At 69.0% G+C, this 15,049-nt stretch carries 20 protein-coding genes; 10 read left to right on the top strand and 10 right to left on the bottom strand.

What is annotated here, in order from left to right:
• The 4 genes from DMO17_RS12470 to DMO17_RS12455 form a co-directional block, all read right to left on the bottom strand.
• Nucleotides 1-783 carry a uroporphyrinogen-III synthase gene (locus DMO17_RS12470; protein WP_110682813.1) on the bottom strand — a complete coding sequence of 261 codons (783 nt, stop codon included), beginning with the start codon at nucleotides 781-783 and terminating at the stop codon, nucleotides 1-3.
• The gene (gene hemC / locus DMO17_RS12465; protein WP_110682812.1) at nucleotides 780-1,712 is read right to left on the bottom strand and encodes a hydroxymethylbilane synthase; all 933 of its coding nucleotides are present in this window, start codon (nucleotides 1,710-1,712) and stop codon (nucleotides 780-782) included. Before hemC ends, DMO17_RS12470 begins: the two co-directional genes overlap by 4 nt.
• Before the next feature lie 92 nt (nucleotides 1,713-1,804).
• Entirely contained in the window at nucleotides 1,805-2,554 is a 750-nt protein-coding gene (locus tag DMO17_RS12460; protein WP_110682811.1) for a LytR/AlgR family response regulator transcription factor, read from the bottom strand.
• Nucleotides 2,551-3,633, bottom strand: coding sequence for a sensor histidine kinase (locus DMO17_RS12455; RefSeq protein WP_110682810.1), 1,083 nt, complete (start codon nucleotides 3,631-3,633; stop codon nucleotides 2,551-2,553). Before DMO17_RS12455 ends, DMO17_RS12460 begins: the two co-directional genes overlap by 4 nt.
• Before the next feature lie 205 nt (nucleotides 3,634-3,838).
• On the opposite strand from DMO17_RS12455, the gene argH reads away from it, so the two are divergent.
• From argH to DMO17_RS12435, 4 genes are all read left to right on the top strand, one after another.
• Nucleotides 3,839-5,233, top strand: coding sequence for an argininosuccinate lyase (gene argH, locus DMO17_RS12450; protein WP_110682809.1), 1,395 nt, complete (start codon nucleotides 3,839-3,841; stop codon nucleotides 5,231-5,233).
• A 27-nt stretch (nucleotides 5,234-5,260) separates the two neighbouring features.
• Nucleotides 5,261-5,503: a hypothetical protein gene (locus DMO17_RS12445; protein ID WP_110682808.1), complete on the top strand. Its 243-nt coding sequence runs from the start codon at nucleotides 5,261-5,263 to the stop codon at nucleotides 5,501-5,503.
• A 19-nt stretch (nucleotides 5,504-5,522) separates the two neighbouring features.
• Nucleotides 5,523-6,002, top strand: a complete 480-nt coding sequence (locus tag DMO17_RS12440) for a GNAT family N-acetyltransferase (RefSeq protein ID WP_110682807.1) — start codon at nucleotides 5,523-5,525, stop codon at nucleotides 6,000-6,002.
• A gap of 82 nt (nucleotides 6,003-6,084) precedes the next feature.
• On the top strand, nucleotides 6,085-6,837 hold the full coding sequence (locus tag DMO17_RS12435; RefSeq protein WP_110682806.1) for an endo alpha-1,4 polygalactosaminidase: 753 nt from the start codon (nucleotides 6,085-6,087) through the stop codon (nucleotides 6,835-6,837).
• Nucleotides 6,838-6,840: 3 nt separating this feature from the next.
• Here the strand turns inward: DMO17_RS12435 and DMO17_RS12430 are convergent, their stop codons facing one another.
• Entirely contained in the window at nucleotides 6,841-7,500 is a 660-nt protein-coding gene (locus DMO17_RS12430; RefSeq protein WP_110682805.1) for a glutathione S-transferase family protein, read from the bottom strand.
• A 130-nt stretch (nucleotides 7,501-7,630) separates the two neighbouring features.
• On the opposite strand from DMO17_RS12430, the gene DMO17_RS12425 reads away from it, so the two are divergent.
• From DMO17_RS12425 to DMO17_RS12415, 3 genes are all read left to right on the top strand, one after another.
• Nucleotides 7,631-7,906, top strand: coding sequence for a hypothetical protein (locus tag DMO17_RS12425; RefSeq protein ID WP_110682804.1), 276 nt, complete (start codon nucleotides 7,631-7,633; stop codon nucleotides 7,904-7,906).
• A 76-nt stretch (nucleotides 7,907-7,982) separates the two neighbouring features.
• Nucleotides 7,983-8,231 carry a TIGR02647 family protein gene (locus DMO17_RS12420; RefSeq protein ID WP_110682803.1) on the top strand — a complete coding sequence of 83 codons (249 nt, stop codon included), beginning with the start codon at nucleotides 7,983-7,985 and terminating at the stop codon, nucleotides 8,229-8,231.
• A 133-nt stretch (nucleotides 8,232-8,364) separates the two neighbouring features.
• The gene (locus DMO17_RS12415) at nucleotides 8,365-11,226 is read left to right on the top strand and encodes a class I adenylate cyclase (protein WP_110682802.1); all 2,862 of its coding nucleotides are present in this window, start codon (nucleotides 8,365-8,367) and stop codon (nucleotides 11,224-11,226) included.
• 15 nt (nucleotides 11,227-11,241) lie between these two features.
• Here DMO17_RS12415 and DMO17_RS12410 read toward each other — a convergent pair whose 3' ends face one another.
• Nucleotides 11,242-12,042, bottom strand: a complete 801-nt coding sequence (locus DMO17_RS12410; RefSeq protein WP_110682801.1) for a lipase family protein — start codon at nucleotides 12,040-12,042, stop codon at nucleotides 11,242-11,244.
• 186 nt (nucleotides 12,043-12,228) lie between these two features.
• Between DMO17_RS12410 and DMO17_RS12405 the strand changes: the two genes are divergently transcribed.
• Both DMO17_RS12405 and DMO17_RS12400 read left to right on the top strand, forming a co-directional pair.
• Entirely contained in the window at nucleotides 12,229-12,417 is a 189-nt protein-coding gene (locus DMO17_RS12405; RefSeq protein ID WP_110682800.1) for a hypothetical protein, read from the top strand.
• A 2-nt stretch (nucleotides 12,418-12,419) separates the two neighbouring features.
• Nucleotides 12,420-12,647, top strand: a complete 228-nt coding sequence (locus DMO17_RS12400) for a hypothetical protein (RefSeq protein ID WP_110682799.1) — start codon at nucleotides 12,420-12,422, stop codon at nucleotides 12,645-12,647.
• A gap of 4 nt (nucleotides 12,648-12,651) precedes the next feature.
• Here the strand turns inward: DMO17_RS12400 and rnk are convergent, their stop codons facing one another.
• The 4 genes from rnk to DMO17_RS12380 form a co-directional block, all read right to left on the bottom strand.
• Nucleotides 12,652-13,059, bottom strand: a complete 408-nt coding sequence (gene rnk, locus DMO17_RS12395) for a nucleoside diphosphate kinase regulator (RefSeq protein WP_110682798.1) — start codon at nucleotides 13,057-13,059, stop codon at nucleotides 12,652-12,654.
• 119 nt (nucleotides 13,060-13,178) lie between these two features.
• The gene (locus DMO17_RS12390; protein ID WP_110682797.1) at nucleotides 13,179-13,379 is read right to left on the bottom strand and encodes a DUF1289 domain-containing protein; all 201 of its coding nucleotides are present in this window, start codon (nucleotides 13,377-13,379) and stop codon (nucleotides 13,179-13,181) included.
• Nucleotides 13,351-13,683 (bottom strand): iron donor protein CyaY, encoded by a 333-nt coding sequence (gene cyaY, locus DMO17_RS12385; RefSeq protein WP_110682796.1) that lies wholly within the window; start codon nucleotides 13,681-13,683, stop codon nucleotides 13,351-13,353. Before cyaY ends, DMO17_RS12390 begins: the two co-directional genes overlap by 29 nt.
• 10 nt (nucleotides 13,684-13,693) lie before the next feature.
• Nucleotides 13,694-14,746 carry an AraC family transcriptional regulator gene (locus DMO17_RS12380; RefSeq protein ID WP_110682795.1) on the bottom strand — a complete coding sequence of 351 codons (1,053 nt, stop codon included), beginning with the start codon at nucleotides 14,744-14,746 and terminating at the stop codon, nucleotides 13,694-13,696.
• Nucleotides 14,747-14,911: 165 nt separating this feature from the next.
• Between DMO17_RS12380 and lptM the strand changes: the two genes are divergently transcribed.
• Nucleotides 14,912-15,049: an LPS translocon maturation chaperone LptM gene (gene lptM, locus DMO17_RS12375; protein ID WP_021700061.1), complete on the top strand. Its 138-nt coding sequence runs from the start codon at nucleotides 14,912-14,914 to the stop codon at nucleotides 15,047-15,049.

Here is a 15,049-nt window from a genome sequence, read left to right as displayed (position 1 = left end):
TCAGTGGGCCGGTGCCGGATGGGCGCGCAGGGCCGCCAGAACGGCCGCGGCACTGGCGCCGCGACAATCGATGACCTGCTGGGCGCCGGCCGCGCGGGCCAGTTCGGCCACCCGCGGGCTAGGCACCAGCAAGGGTAGCCGAGCCAGCTCCGTCCAGGCAGCGGCGGCCTGCTGGCGCAGGTTGTCCAGGCCCTGGGCGCTGCTCACCAGCAGGGCGTTGAGGCGCTCCGCCTCGACCAGCCGCTGCAGCGTGCCGACCGGGTAGCGCGGGCACAGGCGCCGGTAGAGTTGCAGATAGTCCACCGCCACGCCGCGCGCACGCAGGGTCTCGGCGATCAGCTCGCGGCCGCCCTCGCCACGCATCAGCAGCACCCGCGGGTTGGCCACGCGCAGAGCCTGGTCGAGCTCGGGCAGGGCCAGCAGGGCCTCGCTGTCGTCGCCCTGGCTCGGGCAGCAGGCGCCCAGGCCATGCGGTCGCAGGTAATCATCGAGTAGCTGCGCGGTGGCGGCACCGACGCTGAACCAGCGCGGCCCCGCCGGCGGCTGCGACCAGTGCCGCTCGAGCAGGGCCAGGCCCAGGCGCGCGGCCGGCTTGCTCACCACTATGACCGCGCAGTAGCGCTGCAGGCCGAGGATGGTGGCGCGCTGCTCGGGCGTCTCGGCCAGCGCCTCGGTCTCCAGCAGTGGCAGGCTGCAACTGAACACCCCGGCCTCGGCCAGGGTGGCGGCCAGGGCCGCGCACTCGGCGGCCGGGCGGGTCAGCAGCAGGCGCCAGCCCGTCACTCGGGGGCGGCCTCGCCGTAGACCGCCTTGAGAATGGCCTCGGCGCCCTGCGCCAGCAGCTGTTCGGCCACCTGCACGCCGAGCGCCTCGGCGTCGCTGCCGCGGCCCTCGGCGCGCAGCAGCAGGCCGCCGTCGGGCTGGCCGACCAGGCCGCGCAGCCACAGCTGCTCGCCTTCGCGCAGGGCATAGCAGGCGATCGGCACCTGGCAGCCGCCGTTCAGGCGCTTGTTCAGCGCGCGCTCGGCGGTGACCCGGGCGGCCGTCTCGGCGTGGTGCAGGGGCGCCAGCAGGGCATGGATCTCGGCATCGGCGCTGCGGCACTCGATGCCCACGGCGCCCTGGCCGCCGGCCGGCAGGCTGTCGTCGACGCTGATCGAGGCGCGGATGCGCGCCTCGAAGCCGAGGCGGATCAGGCCGGCGGCGGCGAGGATGATGGCGTCGTATTCGCCGGCGTCCAGCTTGGCCAGGCGGGTATTCACGTTACCGCGCAGGAAGTGGATCTTCAGGTCCGGCCGGCGCGCCAGCAGCTGGGCCTGGCGGCGCAGGCTGGAGGTGCCGACCACGCTGCCGGGCGGCAGCGCGTCGAGGCTGTCGTAGGTGTTGGAGACGAAGGCGTCGCGCGGGTCTTCGCGCTCGCAGATGCAGAACAGGCCGAGGCCCGCAGGGAAGTCCATCGGCACGTCCTTCATGGAGTGCACGGCGATGTCGGCCTCGTTTTCCAGCAGGGCGGTCTCCAGTTCCTTAACGAACAGGCCCTTGCCGCCGATCTTCGCCAGCGGCGCGTCGAGCAGCTTGTCGCCGCGACTGACCATGGGCACCAGGCTGACCTTGAGCCCGGGATGGGCCTGCTCCAGGCGGGCTTTGACGTACTCGGCCTGCCACAGGGCCAGGGCGCTCTTACGGGTGGCGATGCGGATTTCGCGGGACATGGGCAATTCCAGAAAACGGACTGCCGGGGATGATAACAGGATGGTCGGCGCACGCCCGCAGGCATGATCGCCGCAGGCTGCACCAGGACGTGCTACAGGCTGTGCATCAGCTTGCGCACACCGGCCACGTGGCGACGGCTGACGGTCAGGGCATCCGCCCCCAGGCCCTTGAGATAGAGCTGGAAGTGCCCCAGTGGCGTGCGCTGCAGGCGCTCGATGCGCTCGCGGGCGACCAGGGCATTGCGGTGGATGCGCACGAAACGCTCGCCGAACTCGTCCTCCAGCGCCTTCAAAGGCTCGTCCAGCAGCACCTCGCCGCCTTCGTGGCGCAGGGTCACGTACTTGTGGTCGGCGATGAAGAAGATCACCTGCTCCAGCGGAATCAGCTCGATACCCTTGCGGGTGCGCGCGCTGATATGGCTGCGTGGGCCGGCGCCGTTGCCGCCGGCAGCCGGACGGGTCAGCGCGGCGAGCTGCACGCGGTTGGGCCGCTCGGCCTTCTTCAGGGCGGCGGCCAGGGCCTCCGGGCGCACGGGCTTGACCAGGTAGCCGACGGCGCTGACGTCGAAGGCCTCCAGGGCGAACTCGTCGTGGGCGGTGCAGAAGATCACCGCTGGCGGCGCCTCGCGCTCGCACAGCCGGGCCGCCACCTGCAGGCCGTCGAGGCCGGGCATGCGGATATCCAGCAGGACCACGTCCGGCCGCAGGCTGTCGATCAGCGCCAGCGCTTCTTCGCCATTGCTGGCCGAGGGCTCGAGGACACGATAACCCTCGAGTTCGCCAACCATGCGGGTCAGGCGCTCGCGGGCAAGGGGTTCGTCATCGACGATCAGCACATTCATATTGCTCGGGCTTCCTGCATGAGTCTCGAACAAGGATAGCGTAGACAGGTGAAGTGGCGCCCGTCACGGCGATCCACGCTGAGACTGGCACCGGGGCCGAAAAGTGCCGCCAGGCGCGCGTCGATATTCACCAGGGCCTGGTGGGTCCCGCGCGACGGTTGCTGCTCGGCGACTGCCTGGAAGGGGTTGCTCACGCAGAGCTGGAACACCCCGTCCCGGTAGTCCGCCTCAATCCGTACCAGGCCGCCCTCGATGCGCGGCTGGATGCCGTAGATCAGGGCATTCTCCAGCAGCGGCTGCAAGGTCAGCTGGGGGATCGGCAGATCCGCCGGCACATTCTCCACCTGCCAATCCAACTGTAGCCGGTTGCCGAGCCGATAGTGCTCGATCGACAGATAACGCTTGGCCAGCTCCAGCTCCTCGCCCCAGGACACCAGGGTGCCAGGCCGGGCCAGGCTGGCGCGGAACAGGTCGGAGAGGTCGAGCACCGCCTGCTCGGCCTTGTGCGGGTCGACCGCCACCAGGCTGGCGATGCTGTTCAGGCTGTTGAACAGGAAGTGCGGGCGGATGCGCGCCTGCAGCGACTCGATGCGTGCCTTGAGCTCGGCCTGCTGCTGGCGGCGCCACTGGCTCTGCAGGTAGAAGTAGCGCAGCAGCAGGCCGGACATGATCAGGCTGATCAGCGCATGGCGCAGGTACAGGTTGACCTCGCCGTCGCGCGGCAGCATCCCGCCCAGCTCGTAGAAGTCGGCCACCGCCGTGCAGGCCAGGGTCAGGCCCACCACCAGGGCGCAGCACAGGCTGCCGGCCAGCGCCGCGCGCAGCCGCGCCAGCAGCGGGCGCAGGCGGCACAGCAGGGCGGCGGAGAGCAGCACTATCCACTGCACGAACAGCGAGGTCAGCGCCAGGCGCACCCAGTTGAAGCCCGGCAGCATCGGCTCGGCCAGCACCAGCACCAGCACCAGCAGCTCGGCCAGCAGCACCATGCTGAGCAGGGCCTCGGGCTCGCACAGTTCCGGGAGGAAGAAATCGTCGTCCGGGGCCAGGGTGCGCCCCTTGTTGAACCAGTGGATTTTCATCCGCGCAGTTTCCTCGCGTGCGCCCCCGGGCGGCAAGCCAGAGCGTTCCAGCCGGGCCAAAAGAGGGCCCCAGCTGCCGACGACCGTGGAAAACTGTGACGCGCCCTGCAGATCGGCGCGGCCTCGGTTTTCCCGGCAAGGCTGTTATTATCGGCACACTTTGTCCGATCCGCAGGCCCGCGCCTGCCCTGCCACGAGTCCAGCCATGAGCAGCGATAAAACCAACCAGTCCTGGGGCGGCCGCTTCAGCGAGCCCGTCGACGCCTTCGTCGCCCGCTTCACCGCCTCCGTCGACTTCGACAAGCGCCTGTATCGCCACGACATCATGGGCTCGATCGCCCATGCGACCATGCTGGCCAGGGTCGGCGTGCTCACGGCAGACGAGCGCGACGCCATCGAGGCGGGCCTCAAGCAGATCCAGGCCGAGATCGAGGCCGGCCAGTTCGACTGGCGCGTCGACCTGGAAGACGTACACATGAATATCGAAGCGCGCCTGACCGACCGCATCGGCGTCACCGGCAAGAAACTGCACACCGGCCGCTCGCGCAACGACCAGGTGGCCACCGACATCCGCCTGTGGCTGCGCGACGAGATCGACCTGATCCTCGCCGAGATCACCCGCCTGCAGCAGGGCCTGCTCGGCCTGGCCGAGGCCGAAGCCGACACCATCATGCCCGGCTTCACCCACCTGCAGACCGCCCAGCCGGTGACCTTCGGCCACCACCTGCTGGCCTGGTTCGAGATGCTCAGCCGCGATTACGAGCGCCTGATCGACTGCCGCAAGCGGGTCAACCGCATGCCGCTGGGCTCGGCCGCGCTGGCCGGCACCACCTACCCGATCGCCCGCGAGATCACCGCCGAACTGCTGGGTTTCGACGCCGTTGGCGGCAACTCGCTGGACGGCGTGTCGGATCGCGACTTCGCCATCGAATTCTGCGCCGCCGCATCCCTGGCGATGATGCACCTGTCGCGCTTCTCCGAAGAGCTGGTGCTGTGGACCAGCGCGCAGTTCCAGTTCATCGACCTGCCGGACCGTTTCTGCACCGGCTCCTCGATCATGCCGCAGAAGAAGAACCCCGACGTGCCCGAGCTGGTGCGCGGCAAGAGCGGCCGCGTGTTCGGCGCCCTGACCGGCCTGCTGACCCTGATGAAGGGCCAGCCGCTGGCCTACAACAAGGATAACCAGGAGGACAAGGAGCCGCTGTTCGACGCCGCCGACACCCTGCGCGACTCGCTGCGTGCCTTCGCCGACATGGTCCCGGCGATCAAGCCCAAGCGCGAGATCATGCGCGAGGCGGCCCGCCGCGGCTTCTCCACCGCCACCGACCTGGCCGACTACCTGGTACGCAAAGGCCTGCCCTTCCGCGACTGCCACGAGATCGTCGGGCACGCGGTGAAGTACGGCGTGCAGAGCGGCAAGGACCTGGCCGAGATGAGCCTGGACGAACTGCGCCAGTTCAGCGACCAGATCGGCGACGACGTGTTCGCCGTGCTGACCCTGGAAGGCTCGGTCAACGCCCGTGACCATATCGGCGGTACCGCGCCGAACCAGGTACGCGCCGCCGTGGCCCGCGGCAAGGAACTGCTGGCGACGCGCTGATCGCTCGCCAAGGGAAAAGGACTTCCCATGCTTGAGCTGTTTCTACGTGGCCTGCTGTTCCTCGGCGAGGCCACTCTGGAGCTGATCTTCAGCTACTTCTTCTACAGCGCCGGCTGGCTGCTGTTGCGCCTGCTGACGCTGGGGCGCTATCCGCGCCTGCCACTGCGCCAGATCGATCCGGAGAGCCCACGCGGCAACTGGATCGCGGCCTTCGGCGTCCTCTGCCTGGTTGCCCTGCCGCTGACTGCACTGGTCCTCCACTACGGCTAAACACTTCGAGAGCCTTCACATGAGCCTGCATATCCGCACCGCCACGGCCGATGATGCCGAACTGATCCTGCGCTTCATCACCGACCTGGCCATCTACGAGAAGGCCGAGCACGAGGTGCAGACCGACGTCGCCGGCATTCGCGACAGCCTGTTCGGCGAGGGCTCGACCACCCATGCGCTGATCTGCGAGCAGGATGGCGTGGCGATCGGCTTCGCCGTGTATTTCTTCAGCTACTCGACCTGGCTGGGCAAGCACGGCATCTACCTGGAAGATCTCTACGTCGCGCCGGAATACCGCAAGCTCGGCGCCGGCAAGGCGCTGCTGCAGCATCTGGCGCAACTGGCCGTGGCCAAAGGCTGCGGACGCCTGGAGTGGGCGGTGCTGGACTGGAACACACCGGCCATCGAGTTCTACGAATCCTTCGGCGCCCGCCCCAAGGACGACTGGATTTCCTACCGCCTGACCGGCCAGGCCCTGCTCGACTTCGCCGCCGGCTGAGTACCGTCCGGCGCCCTGCGCTTGGGGCGCCCCAGCGACTCACGTATCGTGCCCAAACGCCCCGCCCCACCAAGGCCGCCCCATGCGCGCATTCCTGGCTCTGCTCCCGCTTTTCCTGGCCACGCTCGCCAATGCCTCGCCCCTGGCCATTCCAGCCAATGCCAGCTGGCACCTGCAACTCAACGGCCCCCTGCAGACGCCCAACCGCCAGGTCTACGACATCGACCTGTACGAAACCTCCAGGCAGACCATCACCAACCTCAAGGGTCAGGGCCGTATCGTCATCTGCTACTTCAGCGCCGGCACCTGGGAAGACTGGCGTAGCGACGCCAAGCTCTATCCCAAGGCCGCCATCGGCAAGCCGCTGCCGGAGTGGCCCGGCGAGCGCTGGCTGGACTATCGCCGCAGCGATGTGCGCACGCTACTGGCCAAGCGCCTTGACCTGGCCCGCAGCAAGGGCTGCGATGGCGTCGACCCGGACAATGTGGACGGCTACAGCAACGACAGCGGCCTCAAGCTGACCCGCGCCCAGCAGATCGACTTCAACCGCTGGCTGGCCAGCGAAGCGCACAGGCGCAACCTCAGCGTCGGCCTGAAGAACGCCGTCGAGCTGCTGCCGCAACTGGCGGCGTACTTCGACTTCGCGGTCAACGAGAGCTGCTACCAGTACGAGGAATGCGGTGGCTACATGCCCATGCGCCGCCAGGGCAAGCCAATCTTCATCGCCGACTACCGCGCCTACAACGCCAAACTGTGCAGCCGCGCCAAGACCTCGGGCTTCCGCCTGCAGTTCTTCAAGCTCGACCTCAAAGGCACCGGCAAGCCCTGTCCCTGAGACTCAGGGTTTGCTGCGCAAATGCGCTATGAACTCGGCCATGCCGGCCTCCTTCTGCGCGGCGATCAGCTGCACATGGGGGTTGTCCTGCAGCTTCTGCAGCAGCGCGCGGGCGGCGGGGAAGTCCTGCAGCAGGTCGAAGCCCAGCACCTTCTGCGCCACCACCGCGGCCAGGTCGATGCTGTAGAGGAAATACAGGTCGGCCAGGCTGAACTGCTCGCCAGCCACATAGGGGGCGAAGCGGCCGTGGCGCTTGAGCGCGGCGATGCCGGCCTGCAGTTCGGCCCGCGCCTTGTCCTTGATCGCCGCCTCCACCGGCGTGCGGAAGAACGCCTCGGCGTAGCAGCTGCGCGCCGGCAGCTCGATGTACAGCTCGATCTCCCGGGCCAGGGCGCGCACCTGGGCGCGGGCGAACGGCTCGGCCGGCAGCAGCGGGCGCCCCTGGCCGAGGTCCTCCAGGTAGTCGAGGATGGCCCCGGTCTCGCTGAGGTAGCCGTGCTCGGTCTGCAGCACCGGCACCTTGCCGCGCGGGCTGATGGCCAGGAACTGCGGCTCCTGGCTGGCGTATGCCTTGACCGTGTCGAAGGCCAGGCCCTTTTCCAGCAGGGCCAGGTGCACCATGTTGTAGTAGTTGCTGACGGCGAATCCGTGAAGTCTGAACATGGGTCGGTACCAGGCAGGGAAAACCCAGTTATAGCCTGCCGGCAGCCGCGGTGAAGCTCCATCAGGCGGCTGAATGCCCCGGCCGCGGCCTGGCCGTGGCACACTGCAGGCCTGCCACCGAGGAGCCGCCATGAGCGAACACGACGACCAGGACGAAGAAGCCTTCGCCGAACAGACCCTGATCCAGGCCATCGAGAACCAGCTGGAGGCGGACAACCCGCCGGCGGCCAAGGCGGTCTACAACAAGCTGACCCTGGTCGGCTACGAACGCGAGGAGATCCTCGAGCTGATGGCCCTGGTCCTGGCCCACGAGATCGACGCCATGCTGCGCGACGACCGCCCCTTCGACGCCGCCTGGTACGAACAGGCCCTGCGCGCCCTGCCGGAGCTGCCGGAGCAGCACTGAGAGCCGGCTACACTGAACAACAGCCTCCCCCCGCCGCGCCCCGCGCGGCGCCACACAACAACAATGCGGAGTCGTCATGGCCTATACCCCCGAGCTGATCGCCGAACTGGAAATCCTCGCCCTATACAACCTGGACAATCACCAGGAGGGGCTCAAGGTACACAACAACGCCTCGTCCCGTGCCCAGGCCGCCATCACCCGCCTGCACGAGAAGGGCCTGGTGACCCAGGCCGATGGCGGCTACCTGACCAGCCTGGGGCTGGACGCCGCCGAGCACGCCCAGGCGCTGCTGACCATCCTCCGCACCGCCCCGGCAAGGGCCTGAACCACCGGGGGCGGCGCGGCCCCCGGAGTTTCCCCTGCAGCCGCGGCCGCTGGCCGCCGATACACTGGCAGGAATGGCTGCCAGGCGCCCCCGGCGCTGGTAGTCTTGCTGCCACCACCGCTACGAGCAGTACATGACGCGCACCCAGGAAATCCGTCCGGACATCAACGACGGCATCGACCGCAAGGTCCTGGCGCAGCTGCGCGCGCGCTTCCTCAAGGTCAACGCCGGACGCCTGGGGCGCGCCACCCAGGCACTGTCGACGCGCCAGCAACTGGTGCTCAAGCTGCTGCCGCTGCTGTTCCATGTGAACCATCCGCTGCTGCCCGGCTACGTCTCGGCCAGCACCCCGGCCGGGCTGTCCGGCTTCGAGCCGGACGACGAACTGCTCGCCGAGGCCCAGCGCCTGACCCGCTCCTTCGCCTACAAGGCGCGCCGCGGCAGCGCCGGCGGCAAGGCGCCGACACCCATCCACGGCCTGTTCCTGATGGGCAGCCTGGGCACCGTAGCGCAGGACGAGCAGAGCGACATGGACCTGTGGGTGTGCCACGACCCGGAACTGCCCGAGCGCGCGCTCGCCGAGCTGCGCCGCAAGTGCGACCACCTGGAGGCCTGGGCCGCCACCCAGGGCGCCGAGGTGCACTGCTTCCTGATCGACCCGGCGCGCTTCACCTCCGGCGACCGCGAGGCGCAGCTGACCTCCGACGACTGCGGTACCACCCAGCACTACCTGCTGCTCGACGAGTTCTACCGCACCGCCATCTGGCTCGGCGGACGCACGCCGCTGTGGTGGCTGGTGCCGGTGTACGAGGAAGCCAACTACCGCGGCTACACCCATGCCCTGCTGAGCAAGCGCTTCGTGCGCGCCGAGGAGGTACTGGACCTCGGCCACCTGGCGCGCATCCCGCCCGGCGAGTTCATCGGCGCCGGCATGTGGCAGCTGTTCAAGGGCATCGACTCGCCCTACAAGTCGGTGCTCAAGCTGCTGCTCACCGAGGTCTACGCCAGCGAGCACCCGCGGGTGGAATGCCTGAGCCTGCGCTTCAAGCAGGCGGTGTATGCCAATCGCCTGGAGCTGGATGAGCTCGACCCCTACATCGTGGTGTACCGCCGCCTGGAGGAATACCTCACCGAGCGCGGCGAGCTGGAACGCCTGGAGCTGATCCGCCGTTGCCTCTACCTCAAGGTCGGCAAGAAGCTCAGCGTGCCGCCGCGGCAGCGCGCCAAGAGCTGGCAGCGCCTGCTGTTCGAGCGCCTCACCGCGGAGTGGCGGTGGAGCCCGCGCGAGCTGGCCCTGCTCGACAGCCGCAGCCAGTGGAAGGTGCGCCAGGTCAGCGCCGAGCGTCGCGCCCTGGTCAATGAGCTGACCTACAGCTACCGCTTCCTCTCGCAGTTCGCACGCAGCGAGCAGACCGCCATGCCGCTCAACAGCCGCGACCTCGGCGTGCTCGGCCGGCGCCTGTACGCCGCCTTCGAGCGCAAGGCCGGCAAGATCGAGTTCATCAACCCCGGCATCGCCCCGGACCTGGCCGAGGACACCCTGACCCTGGTGCAGAGCCCCAGCCCGGAGGCCGCTGACGAGGTGCAGTGGGCGCTCTACCACGGCAGCCTGAATGGCCAGGAGTGGCCCGACTTCGCCCCGCTCAAGCGCGCCCGCCAGCTGATCGAGCTGCTCGCCTGGTGCCACCGCAACGGCGTGATCGACCCCAGCACGCGCCTGTCGCTGCATCCCGGTAGCAGCGACCTGACCGAGTTCGAGCTGTCCAGCCTGCTCGCCAGCCTGCAGCAGACGGTACCGCTGCCGCTGCCGGCGGTGGACGAGGACGCCCTGCTGCACGCCGCCGAGCCGGCCGAAGTGCTGCTGCTTGTCAACGTCGGCGTCGACCCGCTCAAGGCGCACAGCCAGCTCAACGTCCACCTGACCACCGGGCGCACCGACTCGCTGGGCTATTCCGGGGTGCGCGAGAACCTGGTGCTGACCCTCGACCAGGTCAGCCTGAACAGCTGGAACGAGCTGATGGTGGCCCGCTACGACGGCCCGCACGCCCTGCTCGACTGCCTGCGCGACTATCTCAACGCCCTGCCGGCCAGCGGGCGCCGGCCGCGCCTGCAGGTGCGCTGCTTCTGCCGCAACCGTGCGCAGGCCATCGCCCAGCGCGTCGAGGAGCTGTTCCGCGACACCCTGGCCAGCCTCACCGGCGCCGCCGGCAGCCGCTTCCTGCTGCAGGTGCAGCAGCACTACCACGTGCTGGAACTACAACCGGGCCAGGTCAGCCACGCCACCCTGGCCGACCTGCCCAGCCTGGTCGAGCACCTGGGCGAGGAGCAGTCGGCCTACAGCCCGCTGCACCTGGATCGCTTCGCCCTGGAAGGCGAGGACCTGGCACTGATCCTGCCGCTGGGCCGCCCCGAATGCATCCAAGTGTTCTACCGCATCGACGGCGCCCAGGCCGAGCTGACCGTGCTCGACGAGTACAACGCGCTGTGGCGCCAGCGCCTGCCGTTCCGCGACGAGCAGAGCCTGCTGACCCCGCTGCAGCGCTTCCTGCAGTCGGTGCTGTACCGCCGCAACGCCCTGCTGCCGCTGGACAGCCCGCTGCCGCCGGCGGCCCTGGAACTGCTCTACTACGAGGTGCTGCCGGCGCCGCCGCAGCGCGCCCGGAACCTGGAGCGGCGCGCGCCGCCGCAGGCACCGGTGGCCCACTCCTTCTACGACGTGCAGGCGATCATCGAGCCGGCGGAGGGCGGGCGGGTACACGTCACCCTGTACTGCAACCACCGCGAGTTTTCCGAACTGGAGTACGGCGCCGAGCTGTTCGCCGCCGTGGCCCGGCATATCCTGGCCCAGCGCCGCGGCGCGGAACGCTACCCCTGCTACATCACCGACCTCGATCTGTCGCGCATCCTCGGCGAGGGCCAGGCGCAGACCATCCACTACCTGCGCTACAAGGCCGAGCTGGAAACGGCGCTGAACCGGGCCCTGCAGAACGCCTGAGGGCCAGGCGCCGGCTCAGCCGCGCATCGGCGCCTGCGGGTTGTTCAGCGCATAGAGGTAGCAGTCGCTCATGCTGTGGTTGGCGGCGATCCCGGCGTAGCTGGCGGTGAAGGTCACGGCCAGGCCCAGGTGCTGATACAGCAGATCGGCGCTCACCGCCGGCGGCACCTGGGGCACCAGGTCGCTGTCGTTGACCAGGCGGAAGGTCGGCACCCCCAGGGCGTTGTAGGCGGCGGCGAAGTCCGGCGCGGCCAGGCGCGGGCTGGCGAAGTTGTAGTGCTGCAGGGCCTGGTCCGGCCAGCGCTCGCGCAGGTCGAGCAGCGCCAGGCTGGACAGCGCGCTGCCCAGGCTGTGCCCGCAGACCCACAGCGGTCCGCTCGGCTGCAGGCTGTCCAGCGCCGCCAGGGCCAGATCGCGCAACGAACCATAGAGCTTGAGGAAACCGGCATGCACCTGGCCCTGGCCAATGCCCCAGGGCCAGGGCGCCTGCGCCAGATCGAGGTCGTCCAGCCAGTCCTGGGCCGACTCGGTGCCGCGCAGCACCAGGTAGGTCTCGCCCTGGTCGTTGGCGGCGGCGAAGCCGAAGGGCTCCGACTCGTTGAGAAAGCGCAGCTCGCTGAGGATGCTCCAGATCGGCGCGGAGAAGCGCCAGCCACGCAGCTGCGGCGGGCTCCAGTGAAAATCCTGGGGCCGGTGCGGCCGCCCCTGGGCCTGCCACTGGCCGTACTGGGCATAGGCCTGTACTAGCAGATTGGCGCATGTCAGGGCGCGGTCGAGGGAGAAACCCTGGGGGAAGTACAGGGGCAGGCTGGACATGGCGGCCTCCTTGCCGGGGATGGGTCAAAACACTCTAGCCCAGTGACCGGGCACTGCCGCTGGAGTTCCACCGCGGCCGCACAACCATCAATTCCCCTGATAGTTGATACGAAGCAGGACCATTATTCAATCGAATCATCCTGAGTAAAGCTGGCGCCACTCCAGCAACTTCTCGGGAACGGCACCATGAGCAGACTCATTCCCCCGCACGCAGACAGCGGCGCCCTCGCCGGCCTCGGCCTGCTGGTCATCGCCGGAAGTCTGGTCCTGGCCCTGGGCCTGGGCAGCAGCGCCGCCCTGCTGGAAGCGCAGGCCACGCCGGACCCGGTGCAGACCCTGCGCAACCTGCTCGCCGCCATCCGGGTGGGGGGCTGAACATGCAGCTGTCGGCTCCCAGGGCGCTGCTGCTCTCCCTGCTGCTGGCGCTGCTCAACGGGCCGGCGCTGCTCGGCCAGGGCCAGGTCAGCGGTGGCGGCATCGCCCGCACCATCGAATGCAACCAGAACATGGCGCGCAGCCTGGAGCTGTACGAGATGCGCCGGTACAGCGACGCGCCGCCATGCCGCAAGCGCGCGCCGCTGCCCGGGCGCTTCCGGCTGGCGTAGCGGCTCAGCGCTGGTAGGCGCCGGCGGCCTCGGGCTGGTACTCGACGGCCAGCAGGGTGAGCTTGAGCGGCTTGCCGGCCGGGCCCGGCCAGTCGATCTGCTGGCCGACGGAGAGACCGAGCAGGGCACAGCCGACCGGGGCGAGGATCGATACCTTGCCCTCGCCGCCGGCATCCTCGGGGAACACCAGGGTCAGGTGGTAGTCCTTGCCGCTGCCTTCCTCACGACAGTGCACCCGCGAATTCATGGTCACCACCCCGGCCGGCACCTCGTCGTGGCCCACCACCTGGGCGCGCGCCAGCTCCCTCTCCAGCGCCTCGGCGGTCGGGCCGAAGTCCTCCAGGCTGTCGAGCAGACGCTCCAGGCGCTGCAGGTCAAGACGGGTGATGGTGATGGCGGGGGTGCTGCTCATGGTGGCGGGGACTCTCCTTGGGCCAGATAAAGCAAAACCCCGCCCGGAGGCAGGGTTTTGATCGGTTGGTCAGTTCCGGGGAAGCTACCACAAGCCCAGTAATAAGCAAGACCGCCCGGTCAACCGAACGGCGACGGGCGCAGGCGGCGCTGCGCGGCCTGGCAGATCTCCCGGCGCCGGGCGCCATCCGCCTTGCCCCACTCGAGGATCTCGCTCAGGCTGCGGCCACAGCCCAGACACACGTCATGCTCGTCCAGACAGCACTGCCGGCGGCAGGGCGAGGCGACGGCCTCAGAGTTCGTCGAACTCGAGCTCTTCACCGGCCTGCTCGCGGGTCACCCGGGTCAGCAGCTCGCCCAGCGGTTCCTCGCTGGTGTCGCAGATCCACAAGCCCTGCTCCTCGTCGTAGTCGAAGTGGAAGCCGCCGGAACGCGCCGCCACCCACAGCTGGCGCAGCGGCTCCTGGCGGCTGAGGATCACCTGGCTACCGTTCTCGAAGCGCACGGTCAGCACACCACCGCTGTTCTCCAGATCGAGGTCCAGGTCGCTGTCATCGAATATGTCCTCCACGGCCTGCTGGGCGGCATCGACCAGGTCATGGAAACGGGCTTCGCTCAAACTCATCACAACGTCCTCAGGATTGGGAGGCGGAATCTAGCAGACTTTGTCGGTAGGCGCCGGGACTCTGCCCGGTCCAGCGGCGGAACGCGCGCGCCAGCGAGCCGGCCTCGCTGAAGCCGACCAGGAAGGCGATCTCCGCCAGCTCCAGCGCCGGGTCGCGCAGGTAGTGCAGCACCAGCTGCTGGCGGGTCTCGTCGAGCAGCTCGCTGAATGACAGCCCGGCCTCGCGCAGGCGCCGTTGCAGGGTGCGCGCACTGAGCTGCAGGCTGTGCGCCAGCAGCTCGAGGTCGGCGCCCTGCTCCGGCAGCTGGCGCGCCAGCTCGCGGCGGGCGCGGTCGAGCACGCTGTGGCCCTGGTTGAGCTGGCCGAGCAGGCGGTCGGCGTGGGCGTCGAGCAGCTGGCGCAGCTGGGCGTCGGCCTGGCCCAGCGGGGTGCTCAGCAGGCGCTTGGGAAACACCAGGGCGTTGTCGGCCTGACCGAACAGCACCGGGCAGCCGAAGATGCGCCGGTGCTCGCTGGTGTCGGTCGGTGCCGGGTGCTGGAAGCGCACTTCGGTGGGCGAGATCTGCAGACCGGTGATCCAGCGCCCGAAAGTCAGCCAGCCGGCCAGCGTCTCCTCGCTGTGCTGGCGTTGCTGCTGGTGCACCAGCGGCTCCCAGCTGTGCGCCACCTGCGGCTCCAGCCCCTCACGCGGCGGCTCCTCGTCGAGGTCGACGCGGCCCAGGTTGCCCACCAGCGCGGCATAGCGGGCCTGGCGATGCAGGGCATCGGCCAGGGTCGCGCAGCTCATGATCAGGTAGCCGAGCACCCCGTAGTAGCCGGGGCGCATGGCCTCGCCCAGGTGCAGGCCGAGGTTGGCGTCGCCGGTCAGGCGCACGCCCTCGCCGAGCAGCTCCAGGTAGGTGCTGACAGCGATGCGCTGGTCGCGCTGAGCGAGGATCGCCGGGTTCAGCTGCACCTTGGCCAGCAGCTCGGCGCTGGCGAAGCCCTGGCGCTCCAGGTAGTCGAGCAGGCCCTGCAGGTAGGCGACCGAGACCGAACTGGCGGCGGGAACGGGGACTTCCATCGCGACTCCGTGATTTTTTAGCCGCCATGCTAGCCGCAAACCGGCCGGCACGGGCAAGCCGAACGCGCCAGGACGAGGGGCGCAGCCCCCGCCAGGCGTGCATAGGCAAGGGGCCGGGGGGTGGGTATACTCCGGGCCATTCACGATTTTGCAAAGGACTCCACCATGAAGCGCCTGCTGCTGCCCTTCATCGCGCTCGCCGTGTTCACCGCCGCTCTCGCCGGCTGTGGCCAGAAAGGCCCGCTGTACCTGCCCGACGACGACAAGACCGTCAAAGAACGCGACAAAGACGTCTTCCTCTAA

It is taken from the genome of Aquipseudomonas alcaligenes (assembly GCF_003205495.1).
Taxonomy (GTDB): Bacteria; Pseudomonadota; Gammaproteobacteria; order Pseudomonadales; family Pseudomonadaceae; genus Aquipseudomonas; species Aquipseudomonas alcaligenes_B.
This window is presented reverse-complemented; position numbering and strand designations above follow the sequence as displayed.

Bases quoted from the DNA above. Each gene is read 5' to 3' on its own strand.
- hemC (WP_110682812.1), bottom strand. From the start codon at position 1,712: ATGTCCCGCGAAATCCGCATCGCCACCCGTAAGAGCGCCCTGGCCCTG.
- DMO17_RS12460 (WP_110682811.1), bottom strand. From the start codon at position 2,554: ATGAATGTGCTGATCGTCGATGACGAACCCCTTGCCCGCGAGCGCCTG.
- DMO17_RS12455 (WP_110682810.1), bottom strand. From the start codon at position 3,633: ATGAAAATCCACTGGTTCAACAAGGGGCGCACCCTGGCCCCGGACGAC.
- argH (WP_110682809.1), top strand. From the start codon at position 3,839: ATGAGCAGCGATAAAACCAACCAGTCCTGGGGCGGCCGCTTCAGCGAG.
- DMO17_RS12445 (WP_110682808.1), top strand. From the start codon at position 5,261: ATGCTTGAGCTGTTTCTACGTGGCCTGCTGTTCCTCGGCGAGGCCACT.
- DMO17_RS12440 (WP_110682807.1), top strand. From the start codon at position 5,523: ATGAGCCTGCATATCCGCACCGCCACGGCCGATGATGCCGAACTGATC.
- DMO17_RS12435 (WP_110682806.1), top strand. From the start codon at position 6,085: ATGCGCGCATTCCTGGCTCTGCTCCCGCTTTTCCTGGCCACGCTCGCC.
- DMO17_RS12430 (WP_110682805.1), bottom strand. From the start codon at position 7,500: ATGTTCAGACTTCACGGATTCGCCGTCAGCAACTACTACAACATGGTG.
- DMO17_RS12425 (WP_110682804.1), top strand. From the start codon at position 7,631: ATGAGCGAACACGACGACCAGGACGAAGAAGCCTTCGCCGAACAGACC.
- DMO17_RS12420 (WP_110682803.1), top strand. From the start codon at position 7,983: ATGGCCTATACCCCCGAGCTGATCGCCGAACTGGAAATCCTCGCCCTA.
- DMO17_RS12415 (WP_110682802.1), top strand. From the start codon at position 8,365: ATGACGCGCACCCAGGAAATCCGTCCGGACATCAACGACGGCATCGAC.
- DMO17_RS12410 (WP_110682801.1), bottom strand. From the start codon at position 12,042: ATGTCCAGCCTGCCCCTGTACTTCCCCCAGGGTTTCTCCCTCGACCGC.
- DMO17_RS12405 (WP_110682800.1), top strand. From the start codon at position 12,229: ATGAGCAGACTCATTCCCCCGCACGCAGACAGCGGCGCCCTCGCCGGC.
- DMO17_RS12400 (WP_110682799.1), top strand. From the start codon at position 12,420: ATGCAGCTGTCGGCTCCCAGGGCGCTGCTGCTCTCCCTGCTGCTGGCG.
- rnk (WP_110682798.1), bottom strand. From the start codon at position 13,059: ATGAGCAGCACCCCCGCCATCACCATCACCCGTCTTGACCTGCAGCGC.
- cyaY (WP_110682796.1), bottom strand. From the start codon at position 13,683: ATGAGTTTGAGCGAAGCCCGTTTCCATGACCTGGTCGATGCCGCCCAG.
- DMO17_RS12380 (WP_110682795.1), bottom strand. From the start codon at position 14,746: ATGGAAGTCCCCGTTCCCGCCGCCAGTTCGGTCTCGGTCGCCTACCTG.
- lptM (WP_021700061.1), top strand. From the start codon at position 14,912: ATGAAGCGCCTGCTGCTGCCCTTCATCGCGCTCGCCGTGTTCACCGCC.